The sequence below is a fragment of the Pseudomonas saxonica genome (assembly GCF_007858365.1).
Classification (GTDB): Bacteria; Pseudomonadota; Gammaproteobacteria; order Pseudomonadales; family Pseudomonadaceae; genus Aquipseudomonas; species Aquipseudomonas saxonica.
Genome location: NZ_VFIO01000001.1, coordinates 350,394 through 368,547 on the forward strand (window position 1 = coordinate 350,394; position 18,154 = coordinate 368,547).

At 58.0% G+C, this 18,154-nt stretch carries 15 protein-coding genes; all 15 read left to right on the forward strand.

Features of this window, described 5'->3' with window-relative positions; translation table 11 throughout:
• Positions 1-38: 38 nt before the first annotated feature.
• The 15 genes from FJD38_RS01780 (at position 39) to nuoN (ending at position 17,985) form a co-directional block, all read left to right on the forward strand.
• Positions 39-782 carry a secretin N-terminal domain-containing protein gene (locus tag FJD38_RS01780; protein WP_146383762.1) on the forward strand — a complete coding sequence of 248 codons (744 nt, stop codon included), beginning with the start codon at positions 39-41 and terminating at the stop codon, positions 780-782.
• 234 nt (positions 783-1,016) lie between these two features.
• The gene (gene aceA, locus FJD38_RS01785) at positions 1,017-2,342 is read left to right on the forward strand and encodes an isocitrate lyase (protein ID WP_003446991.1); all 1,326 of its coding nucleotides are present in this window, start codon (positions 1,017-1,019) and stop codon (positions 2,340-2,342) included.
• A gap of 699 nt (positions 2,343-3,041) precedes the next feature.
• Entirely contained in the window at positions 3,042-3,455 is a 414-nt protein-coding gene (locus tag FJD38_RS01790) for an NADH-quinone oxidoreductase subunit A (RefSeq protein WP_003446990.1), read from the forward strand.
• A gap of 10 nt (positions 3,456-3,465) precedes the next feature.
• Entirely contained in the window at positions 3,466-4,140 is a 675-nt protein-coding gene (locus tag FJD38_RS01795; RefSeq protein WP_016780200.1) for a NuoB/complex I 20 kDa subunit family protein, read from the forward strand.
• 75 nt (positions 4,141-4,215) lie between these two features.
• On the forward strand, positions 4,216-6,000 hold the full coding sequence (gene nuoC, locus FJD38_RS01800; RefSeq protein WP_122784575.1) for an NADH-quinone oxidoreductase subunit C/D: 1,785 nt from the start codon (positions 4,216-4,218) through the stop codon (positions 5,998-6,000).
• 2 nt (positions 6,001-6,002) lie between these two features.
• A complete protein-coding gene (gene nuoE / locus FJD38_RS01805; protein ID WP_019412098.1) occupies positions 6,003-6,500 on the forward strand; it encodes an NADH-quinone oxidoreductase subunit NuoE in 498 nt (165 codons plus the stop codon).
• The gene (gene nuoF / locus FJD38_RS01810; protein WP_122784560.1) at positions 6,497-7,852 is read left to right on the forward strand and encodes an NADH-quinone oxidoreductase subunit NuoF; all 1,356 of its coding nucleotides are present in this window, start codon (positions 6,497-6,499) and stop codon (positions 7,850-7,852) included. The genes nuoE and nuoF overlap by 4 nt, the downstream gene beginning before the upstream one ends.
• 132 nt (positions 7,853-7,984) lie before the next feature.
• Entirely contained in the window at positions 7,985-10,699 is a 2,715-nt protein-coding gene (nuoG, locus tag FJD38_RS01815; protein WP_146383763.1) for an NADH-quinone oxidoreductase subunit NuoG, read from the forward strand.
• Positions 10,696-11,703 carry an NADH-quinone oxidoreductase subunit NuoH gene (gene nuoH, locus FJD38_RS01820; protein ID WP_122784558.1) on the forward strand — a complete coding sequence of 336 codons (1,008 nt, stop codon included), beginning with the start codon at positions 10,696-10,698 and terminating at the stop codon, positions 11,701-11,703. Before nuoG ends, nuoH begins: the two co-directional genes overlap by 4 nt.
• 12 nt (positions 11,704-11,715) lie before the next feature.
• Positions 11,716-12,264 (forward strand): NADH-quinone oxidoreductase subunit NuoI, encoded by a 549-nt coding sequence (nuoI, locus tag FJD38_RS01825; protein ID WP_122784557.1) that lies wholly within the window; start codon positions 11,716-11,718, stop codon positions 12,262-12,264.
• Between the two features lie 9 nt (positions 12,265-12,273).
• Positions 12,274-12,777, forward strand: a complete 504-nt coding sequence (gene nuoJ / locus FJD38_RS01830; RefSeq protein ID WP_122784556.1) for an NADH-quinone oxidoreductase subunit J — start codon at positions 12,274-12,276, stop codon at positions 12,775-12,777.
• 1 nt (position 12,778) lies between these two features.
• Positions 12,779-13,087, forward strand: coding sequence for an NADH-quinone oxidoreductase subunit NuoK (gene nuoK / locus FJD38_RS01835; RefSeq protein WP_122784555.1), 309 nt, complete (start codon positions 12,779-12,781; stop codon positions 13,085-13,087).
• A complete protein-coding gene (gene nuoL / locus FJD38_RS01840; RefSeq protein ID WP_146383764.1) occupies positions 13,084-14,937 on the forward strand; it encodes an NADH-quinone oxidoreductase subunit L in 1,854 nt (617 codons plus the stop codon). The genes nuoK and nuoL overlap by 4 nt, the downstream gene beginning before the upstream one ends.
• Positions 14,938-14,975: 38 nt before the next feature.
• Positions 14,976-16,508 (forward strand): NADH-quinone oxidoreductase subunit M, encoded by a 1,533-nt coding sequence (nuoM, locus tag FJD38_RS01845; protein ID WP_122784553.1) that lies wholly within the window; start codon positions 14,976-14,978, stop codon positions 16,506-16,508.
• Positions 16,509-16,515: 7 nt separating this feature from the next.
• Positions 16,516-17,985: an NADH-quinone oxidoreductase subunit NuoN gene (gene nuoN / locus FJD38_RS01850; RefSeq protein ID WP_146383765.1), complete on the forward strand. Its 1,470-nt coding sequence runs from the start codon at positions 16,516-16,518 to the stop codon at positions 17,983-17,985.
• The last annotated feature ends 169 nt before the right edge of the window (positions 17,986-18,154 follow it).

Here is an 18,154-nt window from a genome sequence, read left to right on the forward strand (position 1 = left end):
TCCACTCTGACCTTCCAAGCATTGCGGAGAATACGGACATGTCCCTACGCACATTCGTCGCCAGTCTGTTGCTGCTGACCAGCAGCATGGCGCTGGCCGACACCCAAGTCATCACCCTGCAAAACCGTACCAGCACTGACCTTCTGCCCATCGCTCAGGACTTTATCGGCAAGAACGGTAAAGTCAGTGCTTACGGCAATCAATTGATCGTCGAGGCGTCCGCCTCAAAAATCAAAAACCTTCAGGACCTGCTGAGCCAACTCGACACACCCGCCAAACGCCTGCTTGTCACCGTCGATACCCGTGACAACAACTTGCCCGAAACCAACAGCAGCACCCGCGTCTACAGCACCGCCAGCCGCGATGGAGGGACTCAGCAAATTCAAGTGACTGAAGGCGTTCCCGCGTTTATTCAGACCGGTCAAAGTGTTCCGCTCACCAGCACCCAGACAGATGGCTATGGCCGCTTGCTGACGCAGACCGAATACCGAGACGTGACCCGCGGCTTTTATGTCACCGCCACTGTGACGGGCAATACGGTTCACCTGGCGATCAGCGCCCAGCGCGACCGCATGAGCCAGGAGCAGCCCGATGTAGTGAACGTGCAAAACACCGACACACAGGTCAGCGGACCACTGGGGCAGTGGATCACTGTTGCGGGGATCAATGGCCAGAATCCGACCGCTCAACAAGGTGAAACCCTTACCTACTCTACTCAAAGCCGTGATGACATGACCGTGCGGGTAAAAGTCGACGCACTTGACCAAAAGGCCCAAAACTGACTGATGAGTCGAATCAGAGCAAATATGTAGTGCCACGAAAAAAGCACTACAAAGTGTTTGACGACGCAAAAATGCAAAGGCATGATGGCCCCGCTCCCGCAATTCAGAGGCCTTACACAAGACCTCTGAAAGCCGTTAGCGAGAAGCCAATCACGCACTTACACAAACAACATTGATGTGTGCCTGGTGGAGCAAAACTTTTCAACCCAGACCTATGCGACGAGGTTTATCACCATGGCACTGACACGCGAACAGCAAATTGCAGCCCTTGAAAAAGACTGGGCCGAAAATCCACGCTGGAAAGGCGTGACTCGCGATTACTCCGCTGCTGACGTGGTCCGCCTGCGCGGCTCGGTTCAACCCGAGCACACCTTTGCAAAAATGGGCGCTGACAAGCTGTGGAAACTGGTGACACAGGGCGCACACCCGTCCTTCCGTCCCGAGAAAGATTTCGTCAACTGCATGGGCGCCCTGACCGGGGGCCAGGCAGTACAACAGGTTAAAGCCGGCATCCAGGCCATTTACCTGTCGGGCTGGCAAGTGGCGGCAGACAACAACTCTGCCGAATCCATGTACCCCGATCAGTCGCTGTACCCGGTGGACTCCGTTCCAACCGTGGTCAAGCGCATCAACAACTCCTTCCGCCGTGCGGATCAAATTCAGTGGAAAGCCGGTAAAAACCCGGGTGACCAAGGCTATATCGACTACTTCGCACCGATCGTGGCTGACGCTGAAGCCGGTTTTGGTGGCGTGCTGAACGCTTATGAACTGATGAAAAGCATGATCGAAGCAGGCGCCGCCGGCGTTCACTTCGAAGATCAGCTGGCTTCGGTCAAGAAATGCGGCCACATGGGCGGCAAGGTATTGGTCCCCACTCAAGAAGCCGTACAAAAGTTGACGGCTGCCCGTCTGGCGGCTGACGTCGCTGGCACACCGACTATCATTCTGGCCCGCACCGACGCTAACGCAGCTGACCTGCTGACTTCCGATTGCGACCCGTACGACCAGCCGTTCGTTACAGGCGAGCGCACCAAGGAAGGCTTCTACAAAGTACGCGCCGGCCTGGACCAAGCGATCGCTCGCGGTTTGGCTTACGCTCCGTATGCCGACCTGATCTGGTGCGAAACCGCCAAGCCGGACCTGGATGAAGCCCGTCGTTTTGCTGAAGCGATCAAAAAGGAATACCCGGACCAACTGCTGTCTTACAACTGCTCGCCTTCCTTCAACTGGAAGAAAAACCTGGACGACGCGACCATCGCCAAGTTCCAGCGCGAACTCTCGGCAATGGGCTACAAGCATCAGTTCATTACCCTCGCTGGCATCCACAATATGTGGCACAGCATGTTCAACCTGGCGCACGACTACGCCCGCAACGACATGACCGCCTACGTGAAGCTGCAAGAGCAGGAATTTGCTGACGCCGCCAAAGGGTACACCTTTGTGGCGCACCAGCAGGAAGTGGGCACCGGCTACTTCGACGACATGACCACCGTCATTCAGGGTGGCTCGTCATCGGTAACCGCACTGACCGGCTCTACAGAAGAAGAACAGTTCCACTAATAGTGCGAGCACGGCAATTGCCCGGCGTGTAAAGAACAGACGCAATGCCTTGAACATCATGCCCCGACTGGTTCGGGGCATTTTTTTGTCCACAGTTAACCAGTCTCACGTAGCAGCTGCCGTAGGTACGAGGCTGCGTCCGGCGTGATACGGCACCCCGCCGTAGTCGTCGTAAATTTTGCGAGTCAGATTTGACCAATACACCAGAGCGTCTGATCTTAAGGCGGCTTCGCCGCCTAACGCAGCCTCGTTCCTACGGCAGCTGCTACGAGTCCAGAGCACCTCTTTCCAACAAAACACTGACCCAGGTCCATACCTCAATCGCCTGAACAGGTTAAAAAGCCAAGTTCCAAACTTGCTAACTGCGCTTATATAAGCCAAGTTCTAGACACCTGCGACATAGCGACACAATAGACGGCTACTTAAACGATATTAATTATCATTACGAGTTGCTTTTGTTGGATACCTGGCTGCCGAAATACAATCATTGAAATACGCTGGAACGCCCGTGCCACAAGGCCTGCATCGACATTACCGAGTGTTCTACAACTAAAGGACTGAATTAATTCATCATAGAAAATTTACTTGCTGGGTGTTTAGCCATAAAATCCCGCCCATCAATTGCGCTGCGACATTTCGTCACTGCTTTATTACCTTTTCAAGCTCAGAGACGCGTGTTCTCTGTTAAGGATTTCCAGCATGCCCGAAGCGACAGGACTCATAGCCCACAACTGGGGCTTTGCCATTTTCCTTCTCGGCGTTGTCGGCCTTTGTGCCTTCATGCTCGGCGTGTCCAGCCTCCTTGGGTCAAAAGCCTGGGGTCGCAGCAAAAATGAACCGTTTGAATCCGGCATGCTGCCCACCGGTGGCGCCCGCTTACGGCTCTCAGCCAAATTCTATCTGGTCGCGATGCTGTTCGTGATCTTCGATATCGAAGCCCTCTTTCTCTTTGCATGGTCTGTGTCTGTACGCGAAAGCGGCTGGACCGGATTCGTCGAAGCTCTCGTTTTCATAGCAATTCTGTTGGCAGGCCTTGTCTACCTATTTCGGGTGGGTGCTCTTGATTGGGCACCGGAAGCTCGTCGTAAGCGGCAGGCCAAGCTGAAACAATGAGGCTTTGGCAATGCAATACGAACTTACCAGGATCGACCCGGACGCTCCTAACGAGCAGTATCCGATCGGCACACGGGAAACCGTTGCTGATCCGTTAGAAGATCAAGTCCACAAAAACATTTTCATGGGCAAGCTGGAAGACGTGCTGAACGGCACGGTCAACTGGGGACGTAAAAACTCCCTGTGGCCGTACAACTTCGGCCTGTCATGCTGCTACGTGGAAATGACCACCGCCTTCACAGCCCCCCATGACATCGCACGCTTCGGCGCCGAAGTGATCCGGGCATCGCCGCGTCAGGCGGATTTCATGGTGATCGCCGGTACCTGCTTCATCAAGATGGCGCCGATCATTCAGCGTCTCTATGAGCAAATGCTTGAACCTAAATGGGTCATCTCCATGGGTTCGTGCGCCAACTCCGGTGGCATGTACGACATCTACTCCGTGGTTCAAGGGGTCGACAAGTTCCTGCCCGTGGACGTTTACGTACCCGGCTGCCCGCCCCGCCCAGAGGCTTTTCTGCAAGGCTTGATGCTGTTGCAAGAGTCAATTGGCCAGGAGCGTCGCCCACTTTCCTGGGTCGTTGGTGAACAAGGCGTTTACCGCGCCGAGATGCCATCGCAAAAGGAACAGCGCCGCGAACAGCGTATCCAGGTGACCAACCTGCGCAGCCCCGACGAAGTCTGACCCAGAGCCGTTTCTAAGCAATAGAACGAATCACTGGCTTCATTCTTTACGTTGAACGAAAGCGATAAAAAAACCATGACTACAGGCTCCGCTCTGTACATCCCGCCTTACAAGGCTGACGACCAAGATGTGGTCGTTGAATTGAATAACCGTTTTGGCCCTGAAGCATTCACCGCTCAGGCCACGCGCACCGGCATGCCGGTGCTTTGGGTTGCCCGCGCCAAACTGGTCGAAGTGCTGACCTTCCTGCGCAACCTGCCAAAACCCTACGTCATGCTCTATGACTTGCACGGTGTGGACGAGCGTTTGCGCACCAAGCGTCAGGGCTTGCCATCGGGCGCAGACTTCACCGTCTTCTACCACCTGATGTCGCTGGAACGTAACAGCGACGTAATGATCAAGGTGGCGCTGTCTGAAGGCGATCTGAGCCTGCCGACCGTGACCGGTATCTGGCCAAACGCCAACTGGTACGAGCGTGAAGTGTGGGACATGTTCGGTATCGACTTCAAAGGTCACCCGCACCTGTCGCGCATCATGATGCCGCCGACCTGGGAAGGTCACCCGCTGCGCAAGGACTTCCCGGCACGCGCCACTGAGTTCGATCCGTACAGCCTGAGCCTGGCCAAGATCCAGCTGGAAGAAGAAGCCGCACGCTTCAAGCCCGAAGACTGGGGCATGAAACGCTCCGGTGATAACGAGGACTACATGTTCCTCAACCTGGGCCCGAACCACCCTTCGGCTCACGGTGCCTTCCGTATCATCCTGCAGCTCGATGGCGAAGAAATCGTCGACTGCGTGCCGGACATCGGTTACCACCACCGTGGTGCCGAAAAAATGGCTGAACGCCAGTCCTGGCACAGCTTCATCCCGTACACCGATCGTATTGATTACCTCGGCGGCGTGATGAACAACCTGCCCTATGTGCTTTCGGTCGAAAAACTGGCAGGCATCAAGGTGCCGGATCGGGTCGACACCATCCGCATCATGATGGCCGAGTTCTTCCGTATCACCAGCCACCTGCTGTTCCTGGGGACTTATATCCAGGACGTGGGCGCCATGACCCCGGTGTTCTTCACGTTCACCGACCGTCAGCGCGCTTACAAAGTGATCGAAGCCATTACCGGTTTCCGTCTGCACCCGGCCTGGTATCGCATCGGCGGCGTTGCCCACGATCTGCCGAACGGCTGGGAACGCCTGGTCAAAGAATTCATCGACTGGATGCCCAAGCGTCTGGACGAATACCAGAAAGCCGCTTTGGACAACAGCATTCTGCGCGGTCGTACCATCGGCGTCGCTCAGTACAACACCAAAGAAGCCCTGGAATGGGGCGTCACCGGTGCTGGCCTGCGTTCGACCGGTTGTGACTTCGACCTGCGTAAAGCTCGCCCGTATTCCGGCTATGAGAACTTCGAGTTTGAAGTGCCACTGGCCGCCAATGGCGATGCCTACGACCGCTGCATCGTGCGTGTAGAAGAAATGCGCCAGAGCCTGAAGATCATCGAGCAGTGCATGCGCAACATGCCGGCAGGTCCGTACAAGGCGGATCACCCGCTGACCACGCCGCCGCCTAAAGAGCGCACGCTGCAACATATCGAGACCTTGATTACGCACTTCCTGCAAGTTTCGTGGGGCCCGGTGATGCCGGCCAACGAATCCTTCCAGATGATCGAGGCGACCAAGGGCATCAACAGTTATTACCTGACGAGCGATGGCGGCACCATGAGCTACCGCACCCGGATTCGCACCCCAAGCTTCCCGCACCTGCAACAGATCCCTTCGGTGATCAAAGGTGAAATGGTCGCGGACTTGATTGCGTACCTGGGTAGTATCGATTTCGTTATGGCCGACGTGGACCGCTAAGCATGAACAGCACGCTTATCCAGACAGACCGTTTCGCCCTGAGCGAAACCGAGCGCTCGGCCATCGAGCACGAGATGCATCACTACGAAGACCCGCGCGCGGCGTCGATCGAAGCCCTGAAGATCGTTCAGAAGGAACGCGGCTGGGTACCGGACGGTGCCGTCTACGCCATCGGCGAGTTGCTGGGCATTCCTGCCAGCGACGTCGAAGGCGTGGCTACGTTCTACAGCCAGATCTTCCGTCAGCCGGTTGGCCGTCACATCATCCGTGTGTGCGACAGCATGGTCTGCTACATCGGCGGCCACGAATCGGTGGTTGGCGAGATCCAGAACAAACTGGGCATCGGCCTCGGTCAAACCACTGCCGACGGCCGCTTCACGCTGCTGCCGGTGTGCTGCCTGGGCAACTGCGACAAAGCGCCGGCGTTGATGATCGACGACGACACATTCGGTGACGTGCAGCCTGCTGGCGTCGCTACGTTGCTGGAGGGCTACCCATGACCCTGACTTCCTTCGGCCCAGCCAACCTGATCAAGCGTTCGGCTGAAACTCACCCGCTGACCTGGCGTCTGCGTGATGACGGCGAGCCGGTATGGCTTGACGAATATCAGGCAAAAGACGGCTACGCCGCTGCGCGCAAGGCGTTCGCCGACATGGCTCAGGACGACATCGTCCAGACCGTGAAAGACGCGGGCCTCAAAGGTCGCGGCGGTGCAGGCTTCCCCACGGGCGTGAAGTGGGGCCTGATGCCTAAAGACGAGTCCATGAACATCCGTTACCTGCTGTGTAACGCCGATGAAATGGAACCCAACACCTGGAAAGACCGGATGCTGATGGAGCAACTGCCCCATCTGCTGATCGAAGGCATGTTGATCAGTGCCCGCGCACTGAAAACCTACCGCGGTTATATCTTCCTGCGTGGCGAATACACCACTGCCGCAGTGCACCTGCGCCGCGCCGTGGAAGAAGCCAAGGCCGCCGGCCTGCTGGGCAAGAACATTCTGGGCTCGGGCTTTGACTTCGAACTGTTCGTGCACACCGGTGCCGGGCGTTACATCTGCGGTGAAGAAACCGCACTGATCAACTCCCTCGAAGGCCGTCGCGCCAACCCGCGCTCCAAGCCGCCGTTTCCGGCCGCTGTGGGCGTATGGGGCAAACCGACCTGCGTGAACAACGTTGAAACCCTGTGCAACGTCCCGGCCATCATTGGCAACGGCGTTGACTGGTACAAATCCCTGGCCCGCGAAGGCAGCGAAGACCACGGCACCAAGCTGATGGGCTTCTCCGGCAAAGTGAAGAACCCTGGCCTGTGGGAACTGCCTTTCGGCGTGACCGCTCGCGAGCTGTTCGAAGACTACGCTGGCGGTATGCGCGACGGCTTCAAGCTTAAATGCTGGCAGCCTGGCGGTGCCGGTACAGGTTTCCTGCTGCCAGAGCACCTGGACGCGCAAATGTACGCCGGAGGTATCGCCAAGGTCGGAACCCGTATGGGGACAGGCTTGGCGATGGCCGTCGACGACAGCGTCAATATGGTGTCGTTGCTGCGCAACATGGAACAGTTCTTCGCCCGTGAATCGTGCGGTTTCTGCACCCCTTGCCGTGATGGATTGCCGTGGAGCGTCAAGCTGCTGATGGCCATTGAAAACGGTGAAGGTCAGCCTGGTGACATCGAGACCCTGCTGGGTCTGGTCGGTTTCCTCGGCCCGGGCAAGACGTTCTGTGCTCACGCACCGGGTGCCGTTGAGCCGTTGGGCAGCGCGATCAAATACTTCCGTCCAGAGTTCGAAGCCGGTATTGCGCAAGCAAAACCGGGCGTTCCACCTCTGGCACGCCCGATTGTTATCGGTGCATAACGCTCTGAATGAGGGTGGTCCGTGCCGCCCTCTGATCGTTCGATAACGCCGTAAGGCTGGGTTGCTTCGAACGCATAACAAGATTCCATTAGCCACGCCCGCTGACACCGGGCCAACGAAGAACTTTGAACCATGGCCACTATCCACGTAGACGGCAAAGAGCTCGAAGTCGATGGGGCAGACAACCTGTTACAGGCGTGTCTGTCGCTAGGCCTCGATATTCCGTATTTCTGCTGGCACCCTGCCTTGGGCAGCGTTGGCGCGTGCCGCCAATGTGCAGTCAAGCAGTACACCGACGAAAACGACACCCGTGGTCGTATCGTCATGTCGTGCATGACCCCGGCCACCGACGGTAGCTGGATCTCCATCGAAGACGAAGAAGCGAAAGTCTTTCGCGCCAGCGTCGTCGAGTGGCTGATGACCAACCACCCGCACGACTGCCCTGTGTGCGAAGAAGGCGGTCACTGCCACCTGCAAGACATGACCGTGATGACCGGTCACAACGAGCGCCGTTATCGCTTCACCAAGCGTACTCACCAGAACCAGGAACTCGGCCCGTTCATTTCCCACGAAATGAACCGCTGCATTGCCTGCTATCGCTGTGTGCGTTTCTATAAAGACTACGCGGGTGGTACTGACCTGGGCGTATTCGGTGCCCATGACAACGTGTACTTCGGTCGCGTTGAAGACGGCGTGCTCGAAAGCGAATTCTCGGGCAACCTCACCGAAGTGTGCCCGACCGGCGTGTTCACCGACAAAACCCACTCCGAGCGTTACAACCGCAAGTGGGACATGCAGTTTGCACCGAGCATCTGCCACGGCTGCTCCAGCGGCTGCAACATCAGCCCCGGTGAGCGTTACGGTGAGCTGCGTCGCATCGAAAACCGCTTTAACGGTTCGGTTAACCAGTACTTCCTGTGTGACCGCGGCCGCTTTGGTTATGGCTACGTCAACCGTACCGACCGCCCACGTCAGCCATTGTTGGCCGACGGCAAGAAATTAAGCGTCGACGCCGCACTGGATAAAGCCGCCGATCTATTGCGCGGTCGCAATATTGTCGGTATCGGTTCGCCCCGTGCCAGCCTTGAAAGCAACTACGCGTTGCGCGAGCTGGTCGGCGCCGAACACTTCTACTCGGGCATTGAAGCCGGTGAGCTGGAGCGCATCCGCCTGGTGCTGCAAGTGCTCAAAGACAGCCCGCTGCCCGTGCCGAACATGCGCGAGATCGAAGATCACGACGCCATCTTCGTACTGGGTGAAGACCTGACTCAGACCGCCGCCCGTATGGCGCTGTCGCTGCGTCAATCGGTCAAGGGCAAAGCCGAAGAAATGGCCGACGCCATGCGCGTTCAGCCTTGGCTTGACGCCGCGGTGAAAAACATTGGCCAGCACGCGCTGAACCCACTGTTTATCGCCAGCCTGGCTGAAACCAAGCTCGACGACGTTGCCGAAGAATGCGTCCACGCCGCACCAGACGATCTGGCCCGCATCGGTTTCGCTGTGGCCCACGCCATCGACGCCAGCGCGCCTGCCGTAGCCGGTCTGGACGCTGAAGCCCTGGAGCTGGCCAAACGCATCGCTGACGCCCTGCTCGCCGCCAAACGCCCATTGATCATTGCCGGTACTTCACTGGGCTCCAAAGCCCTGATCGAAGCCGCAGGCAATATCGCCAAGGCGCTGCACCTGCGTGAGAAAGCCGGCTCTATCAGCCTGGTCGTGCCGGAAGCTAACAGCTTGGGTCTGGCCATGCTCGGCGGCGAATCGGTAGACGCTGCCCTGCAAGCAGTGATTGACGGCAACGCCGACGCCATCGTGGTACTGGAAAACGATCTGTTTACCCGGGTTGATGCAGTCAAGGTCAATGCTGCACTGGATGCCGCCAAAGTGGTGATCGTTGCCGATCATCAGAAAACTGCAACCACCGACCGTGCCGATCTGGTGCTGCCGGCCGCAAGCTTCGCCGAAGGCGACGGTACGCTGGTCAGCCAGGAAGGCCGCGCCCAGCGCTTCTTCCAGGTGTTTGAACCTCGCTACCTGGATTCGAGCATCCTGATCCACGAAGGCTGGCGCTGGTTGCACGCCTTGCGCAGCACCCTGCTGAACAAGCCGGTTGACTGGACCCTGCTCGATCACGTCACGCAACAAACAGCGGCAAGCACACCGGAACTGGCGGGCATCATTGATGCAGCACCGTCGGCGGCATTCCGCATCAAAGGCTTGAAACTGGCTCGCGAACCACTGCGTTACAGTGGCCGTACGGCCATGCGCGCCAATATCAGCGTGCACGAACCGCGTACCCCACAAGACCCGGACACCGCGTTCGCGTTCTCGATGGAAGGCTACTCGGGCTCCGTCGAACCACGTCAACAAGTGCCGTTCGCCTGGTCGCCGGGCTGGAACTCGCCACAAGCGTGGAACAAGTTCCAGGACGAAGTCGGTGGGCACATCCGCGCGGGCGATCCGGGCATTCGCCTGATCGAAAGCAAAGGTGATTCGCTGAACTGGTTTGCCAACATTCCGGGCGCCTTCAACCCGGCCCGTGGCACCTGGCAAGTCGTTCCGTTCTACCACCTGCTGGGCAGCGAAGAGAACTCCTCGAAAGCCGCGCCGGTACAAGAACGTATTCCAGCGGCCTATATTGCGCTGGCCAAGTCCGAAGCCGACCGCTTGGGCGTCAATGATGGCGCACTGCTCAGTTTGAACGTTGCCGGTGTGACCCTGCGTCTGCCGCTGCGTATCAATGAAGAGCTGGGTGCAGGTTTGGTGGCATTGCCCGCTGGTTTGCCGGGCATTCCACCAGCGATCTTTGGCCTTACCGTTGACGGTTTGCAGGAGGCAGCCCAATGACCTGGTTCACGCCTGAAGTGATCGACGTGATTATCTCGGTGGTGCAAGCCGTGGTGATTCTGCTCGCCGTGGTGGTCTGCGGCGCACTGCTCAGCTGGGTAGAGCGTCGCCTGCTGGCCTTGTGGCAAGACCGTTACGGTCCGAACCGCGTCGGCCCGTTTGGCGCGTTCCAGATTGCCGCTGACATGATCAAGATGTTCTTCAAGGAAGACTGGACACCGCCGTTTGCCGACAAGGTGATCTTCACCTTGGCACCCGTGGTGGCCATGAGCGCCTTGCTGATCTCCTTTGCGATTATCCCGATCACCCCGACCTGGGGCGTTGCGGATCTGAACATCGGCATCCTGTTCTTCTTCGCCATGGCCGGTCTGTCGGTCTACGCGGTGCTCTTCGCCGGCTGGTCGAGCAACAACAAGTTTGCCCTGCTGGGCGCCTTGCGCGCCTCGGCGCAGACCGTGTCCTATGAAGTATTCATGGGCCTGTCGCTGATGGGCATCGTGGTACAGGTTGGCTCGTTCAACATGCGCGACATCGTTGAATACCAGGCACAGAACCTGTGGTTCATCATTCCGCAGATCTTCGGTTTCCTGACCTTCTTCATCGCCGGCGTGGCCGTGACTCACCGTCACCCCTTCGACCAGCCTGAAGCCGAGCAGGAACTGGCCGATGGTTACCACATTGAATACGCCGGCATGAAATGGGGCATGTTCTTCGTCGGTGAGTACATCGGGATCGTGTTGATCTCGGCGTTGCTGGTGACTTTGTTCTTCGGTGGTTGGCACGGTCCTTTCGGGCTGCTGCCACAGATTCCGTTTATCTGGTTCGCCCTGAAGACCGCGTTTTTCATCATGATCTTTATCCTGTTGCGCGCCTCCATTCCGCGCCCTCGGTATGACCAAGTGATGGACTTCAGCTGGAAGTTCTGCCTGCCGCTGACCCTGATCAATTTGCTGGTGACCGCCGCAATCGTGTTGTTGAACACGCCTGCCGGCGCGGTTCAGTGAGGATAGAGACCCATGTTCAAGTACTTGTTTGACATCGTGCATGGCACCTACACCCAGCTTCGCAGCTTGGTGATGGTGTTTAGCCACTCCTTCCGCAAGCGTGACACGTTGCAATACCCGGAAGAGCCGGTCTACCTGCCACCGCGTTACCGTGGCCGGATTGTCCTGACCCGCGACCCTGACGGCGAAGAGCGTTGTGTAGCTTGCAACCTGTGCGCCGTGGCCTGCCCGGTAGGCTGCATCTCGCTGCAAAAAGCCGAAACTGAAGATGGCCGTTGGTACCCGGAGTTTTTCCGCATCAACTTCTCACGCTGCATTTTTTGCGGTCTGTGTGAGGAAGCCTGCCCGACCACCGCAATCCAGCTGACACCGGATTTCGAAATGGCCGAGTTCAAACGTCAGGACCTGGTGTACGAGAAAGAAGATCTGCTGATCTCCGGCCCCGGTAAGAACCCTGATTACAACTTCTATCGTGTTGCAGGTATGGCCGTTGAAGGCAAGCCGAAAGGCGCTGCCCAGAATGAAGCCGAGCCGATCAACGTGAAGAGCTTGCTGCCTTAAGGAAGAACGATGGAATTCGCTTTCTATTTCGCATCGGGTGTCGCTGTCGTGTCCACGCTACGCGTGATCACCAACACCAACCCTGTGCATGCCCTGCTCTACCTGATTATTTCGCTGATTGCCGTGGCGATGACCTTCTTCAGCCTCGGCGCACCCTTTGCCGGTGTGCTCGAAGTGATCGCTTACGCTGGCGCCATCATGGTGCTGTTTGTGTTCGTGGTGATGATGCTCAACCAAGGCCCGGCCTCGGTGACGCAAGAACGCCACTGGCTCAAGCCCGGCATCTGGATCGGGCCGAGTATTTTGTCTGCGATTCTGCTGGCCGAACTGCTGTACGTGCTTTTCGCACAACAGAGCGGCGTGGCAATCGGTCAAACCACCATTGATGCAAAAGCCGTGGGCATCAGCCTGTTCGGCCCGTATCTGCTGGTGGTCGAACTCGCCTCGATGCTGTTGCTTGCCGCAGCGGTGACGGCGTTCCATTTGGGCCGTAACGAGGCGAAGGAGCAATAACATGCCAGCAATACCACTCGAACACGGTCTGGCGGTTGCCGGCATCCTGTTCTGCCTCGGTCTGGTTGGACTGATGGTTCGCCGTAATATTCTCTTCGTGTTGATGAGCCTGGAAATCATGATGAACGCTGCAGCGCTGGCGTTCATTGTGGCCGGTGCACGCTGGGCGCAGCCGGATGGACAGGTCATGTTCATTCTGGTGATCACCCTGGCAGCCGCCGAGGCCAGTATTGGCCTGGCGATCCTGTTGCAGCTGTATCGCCGCTTCCACACGCTTGATATCGATGCTGCCAGTGAGATGCGCGGATGAACCTACTCTTTCTGACTTTCGTATTCCCCCTGATCGGCTTTTTGTTGCTGTCGTTCTCCCGTGGACGCTTCAGCGAAAACCTCTCGGCCCTGATCGGCGTCGGCTCCATTGGCCTGTCGGCTATTGTGGCCGCGTACGTCATCTGGCAATTCAATGTGGCACCGCCAGCAGGCGGCCAGTACACCCAAGTGCTGTGGCAATGGATGGCGGTAGGCGGCTTCAATGCCAACTTCGCCCTGCATCTGGATGGCCTGTCGGTGACCATGCTCGGTGTGGTGGTCGGCGTCGGCTTCCTGATCCACATGTTTGCCTCTTGGTACATGCGCGGTGAAGTCGGCTACTCGCGCTTCTTCGCCTACACCAACCTGTTTATCGCCAGCATGCTGTTCCTGATCCTGGCCGATAACCTGTTGTTCGTGTACTTCGGCTGGGAAGGTGTAGGCCTGTGCTCGTACCTGTTGATCGGTTTCTACTACAGCAACCGCAACAACGGTAACGCAGCACTGAAAGCCTTTATCGTGACCCGCATCGGTGACGTATTTCTGGCCATCGGCCTGTTCATCCTGTTCCAGCAACTGGGCACGCTGAACATTCAACAGCTGCTGGTGCTGGCGCCGCAGAAGTTTCAGGCCGGTGATTTCTGGATCGTGCTGGCAACCCTGATGCTACTGGGCGGTGCAGTTGGTAAATCGGCTCAACTGCCCCTGCAAACCTGGCTGGCTGATGCGATGGCAGGCCCTACCCCGGTGTCGGCACTGATTCACGCCGCAACCATGGTAACCGCCGGTGTCTACCTGATTGCCCGTACCCACGGTCTGTTCACCCTGGCACCTGAAGTGCTGCACCTGGTGGGCATCGTCGGCGGTGTCACGCTGGTACTGGCCGGTTTTGCCGCACTGGTGCAAACCGACATCAAACGTATCCTCGCCTACTCGACCATGAGCCAGATCGGCTACATGTTCCTGGCGCTGGGTGTGGGTGCATGGGACGGAGCCATTTTCCACCTGATGACCCACGCCTTCTTCAAGGCCCTGCTGTTCCTTGCCTCCGGTGCGGTGATTGTTGCCTGCCACCACGAGCAGAACATCTTCAAGATGGGCGGCCTGTGGAAGAAACTGCCATTGGCCTACGCCAGCTTTATCGTCGGCGGCGCGGCGCTGTCTGCCCTGCCATTGCTGACAGCAGGTTTCTACTCCAAGGACGAAATTCTTTGGGAAGCCTTCGCCAGCGGCAACACCGAACTGTTGTACGCGGGCCTTGTCGGCGCGTTCATGACCTCGCTGTACACCTTCCGCCTGATCTTCATCACCTTCCACGGTGAAGCCAAGACTGAAGCGCACCCGGGTCACGGCGTTACCTACTGGCTGCCACTGAGCGTGCTGATTGTCCTGTCGACCTTTATCGGCGCCATGATCACACCACCCTTGGCGGGCGTATTGCCACAAAGCGTGGGCCATGCCGGCGGCGAAGCACAGCACAGCCTGGAAATCGCCTCGGGTGCCATTGCGCTGGCCGGTATCCTGCTGGCAGGCCTGCTGTATCTGGGCAAACGCCGCTTCGTGAACGCCGTCGCCAACAGCGGCATCGGCCGCTTCCTCACGGCCTGGTGGTTCGCCGCATGGGGCTTCGACTGGCTGTACGACAAACTGTTCGTCAAACCGTATCTGTTGATCTGCCGTGTACTGCGTAAAGACCCTCTGGATCAGACCATCGGTTTGATACCCAAAGTGGCCAAGGCCGGGCATAACGCCCTGAGCCGCAGCGAAACCGGTCAACTGCGTTGGTACGCTGCTTCCATGGCCGCCGGTGCTGTACTGGTCATGGGCGCCATCGTACTGGTAGCGGTCTGATATGAACCTTCGACATTGCGAAAGGAATTGAGCCCGTCATGATTCTGCCTTGGCTAATCCTGATCCCCTTTATCGGCGGCCTGCTGTGCTGGCTGGGTGAGCGCTTCGGCCCTACCCTGCCACGCTGGATTGCGTTGCTGACCATGTCCCTCGAACTTGCCCTTGGCCTTTGGCTATGGGCGCACGGGGATTACCATCTGGCGCCGAACCCCGGCGCCGATCCGGCCTGGGCACTTGAGTTCAAGCACGTCTGGATTGAGCGCTTTGGCATCAGTGTGCACCTGGCGCTGGACGGCCTGTCGCTGCTGATGATCCTGCTCACCGGCTTGCTGGGTGTGCTGTCGGTCTTGTGTTCCTGGAAAGAAATTCAGCGTCACGTGGGTTTCTTCCACCTGAACCTGATGTGGATCCTGGGCGGCGTGGTTGGCGTGTTCCTCGCCATCGACCTGTTCATGTTCTTCTTCTTCTGGGAAATGATGCTGGTGCCGATGTACTTCCTCATCGCGCTCTGGGGTCACAGCTCGTCGGACGGCAAAAAAACGCGTATCTACGCCGCGACCAAGTTCTTCATCTTCACTCAGGCATCCGGCCTGATCATGCTGGTGGCGATCCTCGGTCTGGTGCTGGTGCACTTCAATGACACCGGCGTGCTGACATTCAGCTATGCCGAGTTGCTGAAAACCAAGATGTCGCTCACTACCGAGTACATCCTGATGCTCGGCTTCTTCATTGCCTTTGCCGTGAAGCTGCCGGTCGTACCTTTCCATTCGTGGTTGCCTGACGCTCACGCCCAGGCACCGACCGCGGGTTCGGTCGATCTGGCCGGTATCCTGTTGAAAACCGCTGCCTATGGTCTGCTGCGTTTCGCCCTGCCGTTGTTCCCGAATGCCTCGGCCGAGTTTGCGCCGATTGCCATGACCCTGGGTCTGATCGGGATTTTCTACGGCGCGTTCCTGGCCTTCGCCCAAACCGATATCAAGCGTCTGATCGCGTTCTCCAGCGTTTCGCACATGGGCTTCGTCCTGATCGGCATCTACTCCGGTAGCCTGCTGGCCTTGCAAGGGGCCGTTATCCAGATGCTCGCTCACGGTGTTTCGGCTGCCGCGCTGTTTATCCTCAGCGGCCAGTTGTACGAGCGCTTGCATACCCGTGACATGCGTGAAATGGGCGGCTTGTGGTCGAAGATTGCTTACCTGCCAGCCATTAGCCTGTTCTTCGCCGCCGCATCACTGGGCTTGCCGGGTACCGGTAACTTCGTGGGTGAGTTCCTGATTCTGATGGGCTCGTTTGCCAGCTTCCCTTGGGTCACGGCGATTGCAACAACCGGCCTGGTATTTGGTTCGGTCTACTCGCTGATCATGATTCACCGTGCCTACTTTGGCCCGTCCAAGTCCGACGCAGTACTGGCCGGCATGGATGCACGTGAACTGATCATGGTGCTCGGTCTGGCGGTACTGCTGATTTTCATCGGCGTGTACCCACAACCGTTCCTCGATACTTCGGCTGCCACTATGAATGGCGTGCAGCAATGGATCGGCACCGCCTTCACTCAACTCGCTTCGGCCCGGTAAGAGCGCTATGGAATTTACGATCCAACACTTTATCGCGCTTGCTCCACTGCTGATTACCAGCCTCACTGTTGTTGTGGTGATGCTGGCAATCGCGTGGCGCCGCAACCACTCACAGACCTTCCTGCTATCGGTGGCGGGTCTCAACCTGGCCCTGCTGTCGATCTTCCCGGCGTTGAAAGTGGCACCATTAGCGGTGACTCCGCTGTTGATGATGGACAACTTCGCCTACCTGTACATCGGGCTGATTTTGGTCTCCACACTGGCCTGCGTCACCCTTGCCCATGCTTATCTGGGTGAAGGCGGCACTGGGTATCCGGGCAACCGCGAAGAGCTTTACCTGCTGATCCTGCTGGCCGCTACGGGCGGTATCGTTCTGGTCAGCGCGCAACACCTCGCCGGTTTGTTTATCGGCCTGGAGCTGCTCTCGGTGCCGGTTTACGGTCTGGTGGCCTATGCCTTCTTCAACAAGCGCTCCCTGGAAGCTGGCATCAAGTACATGGTGCTGTCGGCGGCGGGCTCTGCGTTCCTGTTGTTCGGTATGGCGCTGTTGTACGCCGAAGCGGGCAGCCTGAGCTTCAGCGGCATCGGTCACGCACTGGCAGCGACAGGCGCGCCTAGCGCCATTGCACAGCTGGGTCTGGGCATGATGCTGGTGGGTCTGGCGTTCAAACTGTCGCTGGTGCCGTTCCATCTGTGGACGCCGGACGTGTACGAAGGTTCTCCCGCGCCTGTGGCTGCCTTTCTGGCGACCGCCTCCAAAGTTGCTGTGTTTGCGGTGATGGTGCGTTTGTTCCAGATTTCGCCTGCCGCGACTACCGGCGTGATGAGCGACGTACTGACCGTGATCGCGATTGCCTCGATCCTGTTCGGTAACCTGCTGGCCCTGACCCAAACCAACCTTAAGCGTCTGCTGGGTTACTCCTCCATTGCTCACTTTGGCTACCTGGTCATTGCTTTGATCGCGAGCAAAGGCATGGCCATGGAAGCCATCGGTGTTTACCTGATCACCTACGTGCTTACCAGCCTGGGTGCCTTCGGTGTCATCACCATGATGTCCTCGCCGTACAAAGGCCGTGATGCAGACGCCCTGTACGAATACCGCGGCCTGTTCTGGCGTCGTCCGTACATGACCGCCGTACTCACGGTGATGATGCTGTCGCTGGCCGGCATCCCGCTGACCGCCGGCTTCATCGGCAAGTTCTACATCATCGCCACCGGCGTTGAAGCTCACCAATGGTGGTTGGTCGGCTCGCTGATTCTGGGCAGCGCCATCGGCGTGTTCTACTACCTGCGTGTGATGGTGACCTTGTATCTGGTCGAGCCAAAACTGCATCGCCACGATGCTCCGCTGAACTGGGAGCAGAAAGCAGGCGGCGTGATGCTGCTGGCCGTGTCGGTACTGGTATTCGTGCTGGGTGTATACCCACAGCCGATGCTGGAACTGGTACAGCGCGCGACCTTGGGCCTGCTTGGCTAATTTCCACAGGTTGTACAAAAACCCCGTGAAGGCCTGGCCTTCACGGGGTTTTTTATTGATTTAAGACAGCCGGTATACCTGAGGTGAACGGTTCACTTTCGCGATCACACCTGTCAGCTACTGTTAACTCAGAGCGTAAGAAATTTCCTCAAAGATCCCCTCGTCCAAA

What these genes read in the sequence shown, in the direction of transcription:
- FJD38_RS01795 (WP_016780200.1), top strand. Translation starts at nt 3,466, where the DNA reads ATGCAATACGAACTTACCAGGATCGACCCGGACGCTCCTAACGAGCAG.
- nuoJ (WP_122784556.1), top strand. Translation starts at nt 12,274, where the DNA reads ATGGAATTCGCTTTCTATTTCGCATCGGGTGTCGCTGTCGTGTCCACG.
- nuoL (WP_146383764.1), top strand. Translation starts at nt 13,084, where the DNA reads ATGAACCTACTCTTTCTGACTTTCGTATTCCCCCTGATCGGCTTTTTG.
- nuoK (WP_122784555.1), top strand. Translation starts at nt 12,779, where the DNA reads ATGCCAGCAATACCACTCGAACACGGTCTGGCGGTTGCCGGCATCCTG.
- nuoM (WP_122784553.1), top strand. Translation starts at nt 14,976, where the DNA reads ATGATTCTGCCTTGGCTAATCCTGATCCCCTTTATCGGCGGCCTGCTG.
- nuoF (WP_122784560.1), top strand. Translation starts at nt 6,497, where the DNA reads ATGACCCTGACTTCCTTCGGCCCAGCCAACCTGATCAAGCGTTCGGCT.
- FJD38_RS01780 (WP_146383762.1), top strand. Translation starts at nt 39, where the DNA reads ATGTCCCTACGCACATTCGTCGCCAGTCTGTTGCTGCTGACCAGCAGC.
- aceA (WP_003446991.1), top strand. Translation starts at nt 1,017, where the DNA reads ATGGCACTGACACGCGAACAGCAAATTGCAGCCCTTGAAAAAGACTGG.
- nuoE (WP_019412098.1), top strand. Translation starts at nt 6,003, where the DNA reads ATGAACAGCACGCTTATCCAGACAGACCGTTTCGCCCTGAGCGAAACC.
- FJD38_RS01790 (WP_003446990.1), top strand. Translation starts at nt 3,042, where the DNA reads ATGCCCGAAGCGACAGGACTCATAGCCCACAACTGGGGCTTTGCCATT.
- nuoN (WP_146383765.1), top strand. Translation starts at nt 16,516, where the DNA reads ATGGAATTTACGATCCAACACTTTATCGCGCTTGCTCCACTGCTGATT.
- nuoI (WP_122784557.1), top strand. Translation starts at nt 11,716, where the DNA reads ATGTTCAAGTACTTGTTTGACATCGTGCATGGCACCTACACCCAGCTT.
- nuoC (WP_122784575.1), top strand. Translation starts at nt 4,216, where the DNA reads ATGACTACAGGCTCCGCTCTGTACATCCCGCCTTACAAGGCTGACGAC.
- nuoG (WP_146383763.1), top strand. Translation starts at nt 7,985, where the DNA reads ATGGCCACTATCCACGTAGACGGCAAAGAGCTCGAAGTCGATGGGGCA.
- nuoH (WP_122784558.1), top strand. Translation starts at nt 10,696, where the DNA reads ATGACCTGGTTCACGCCTGAAGTGATCGACGTGATTATCTCGGTGGTG.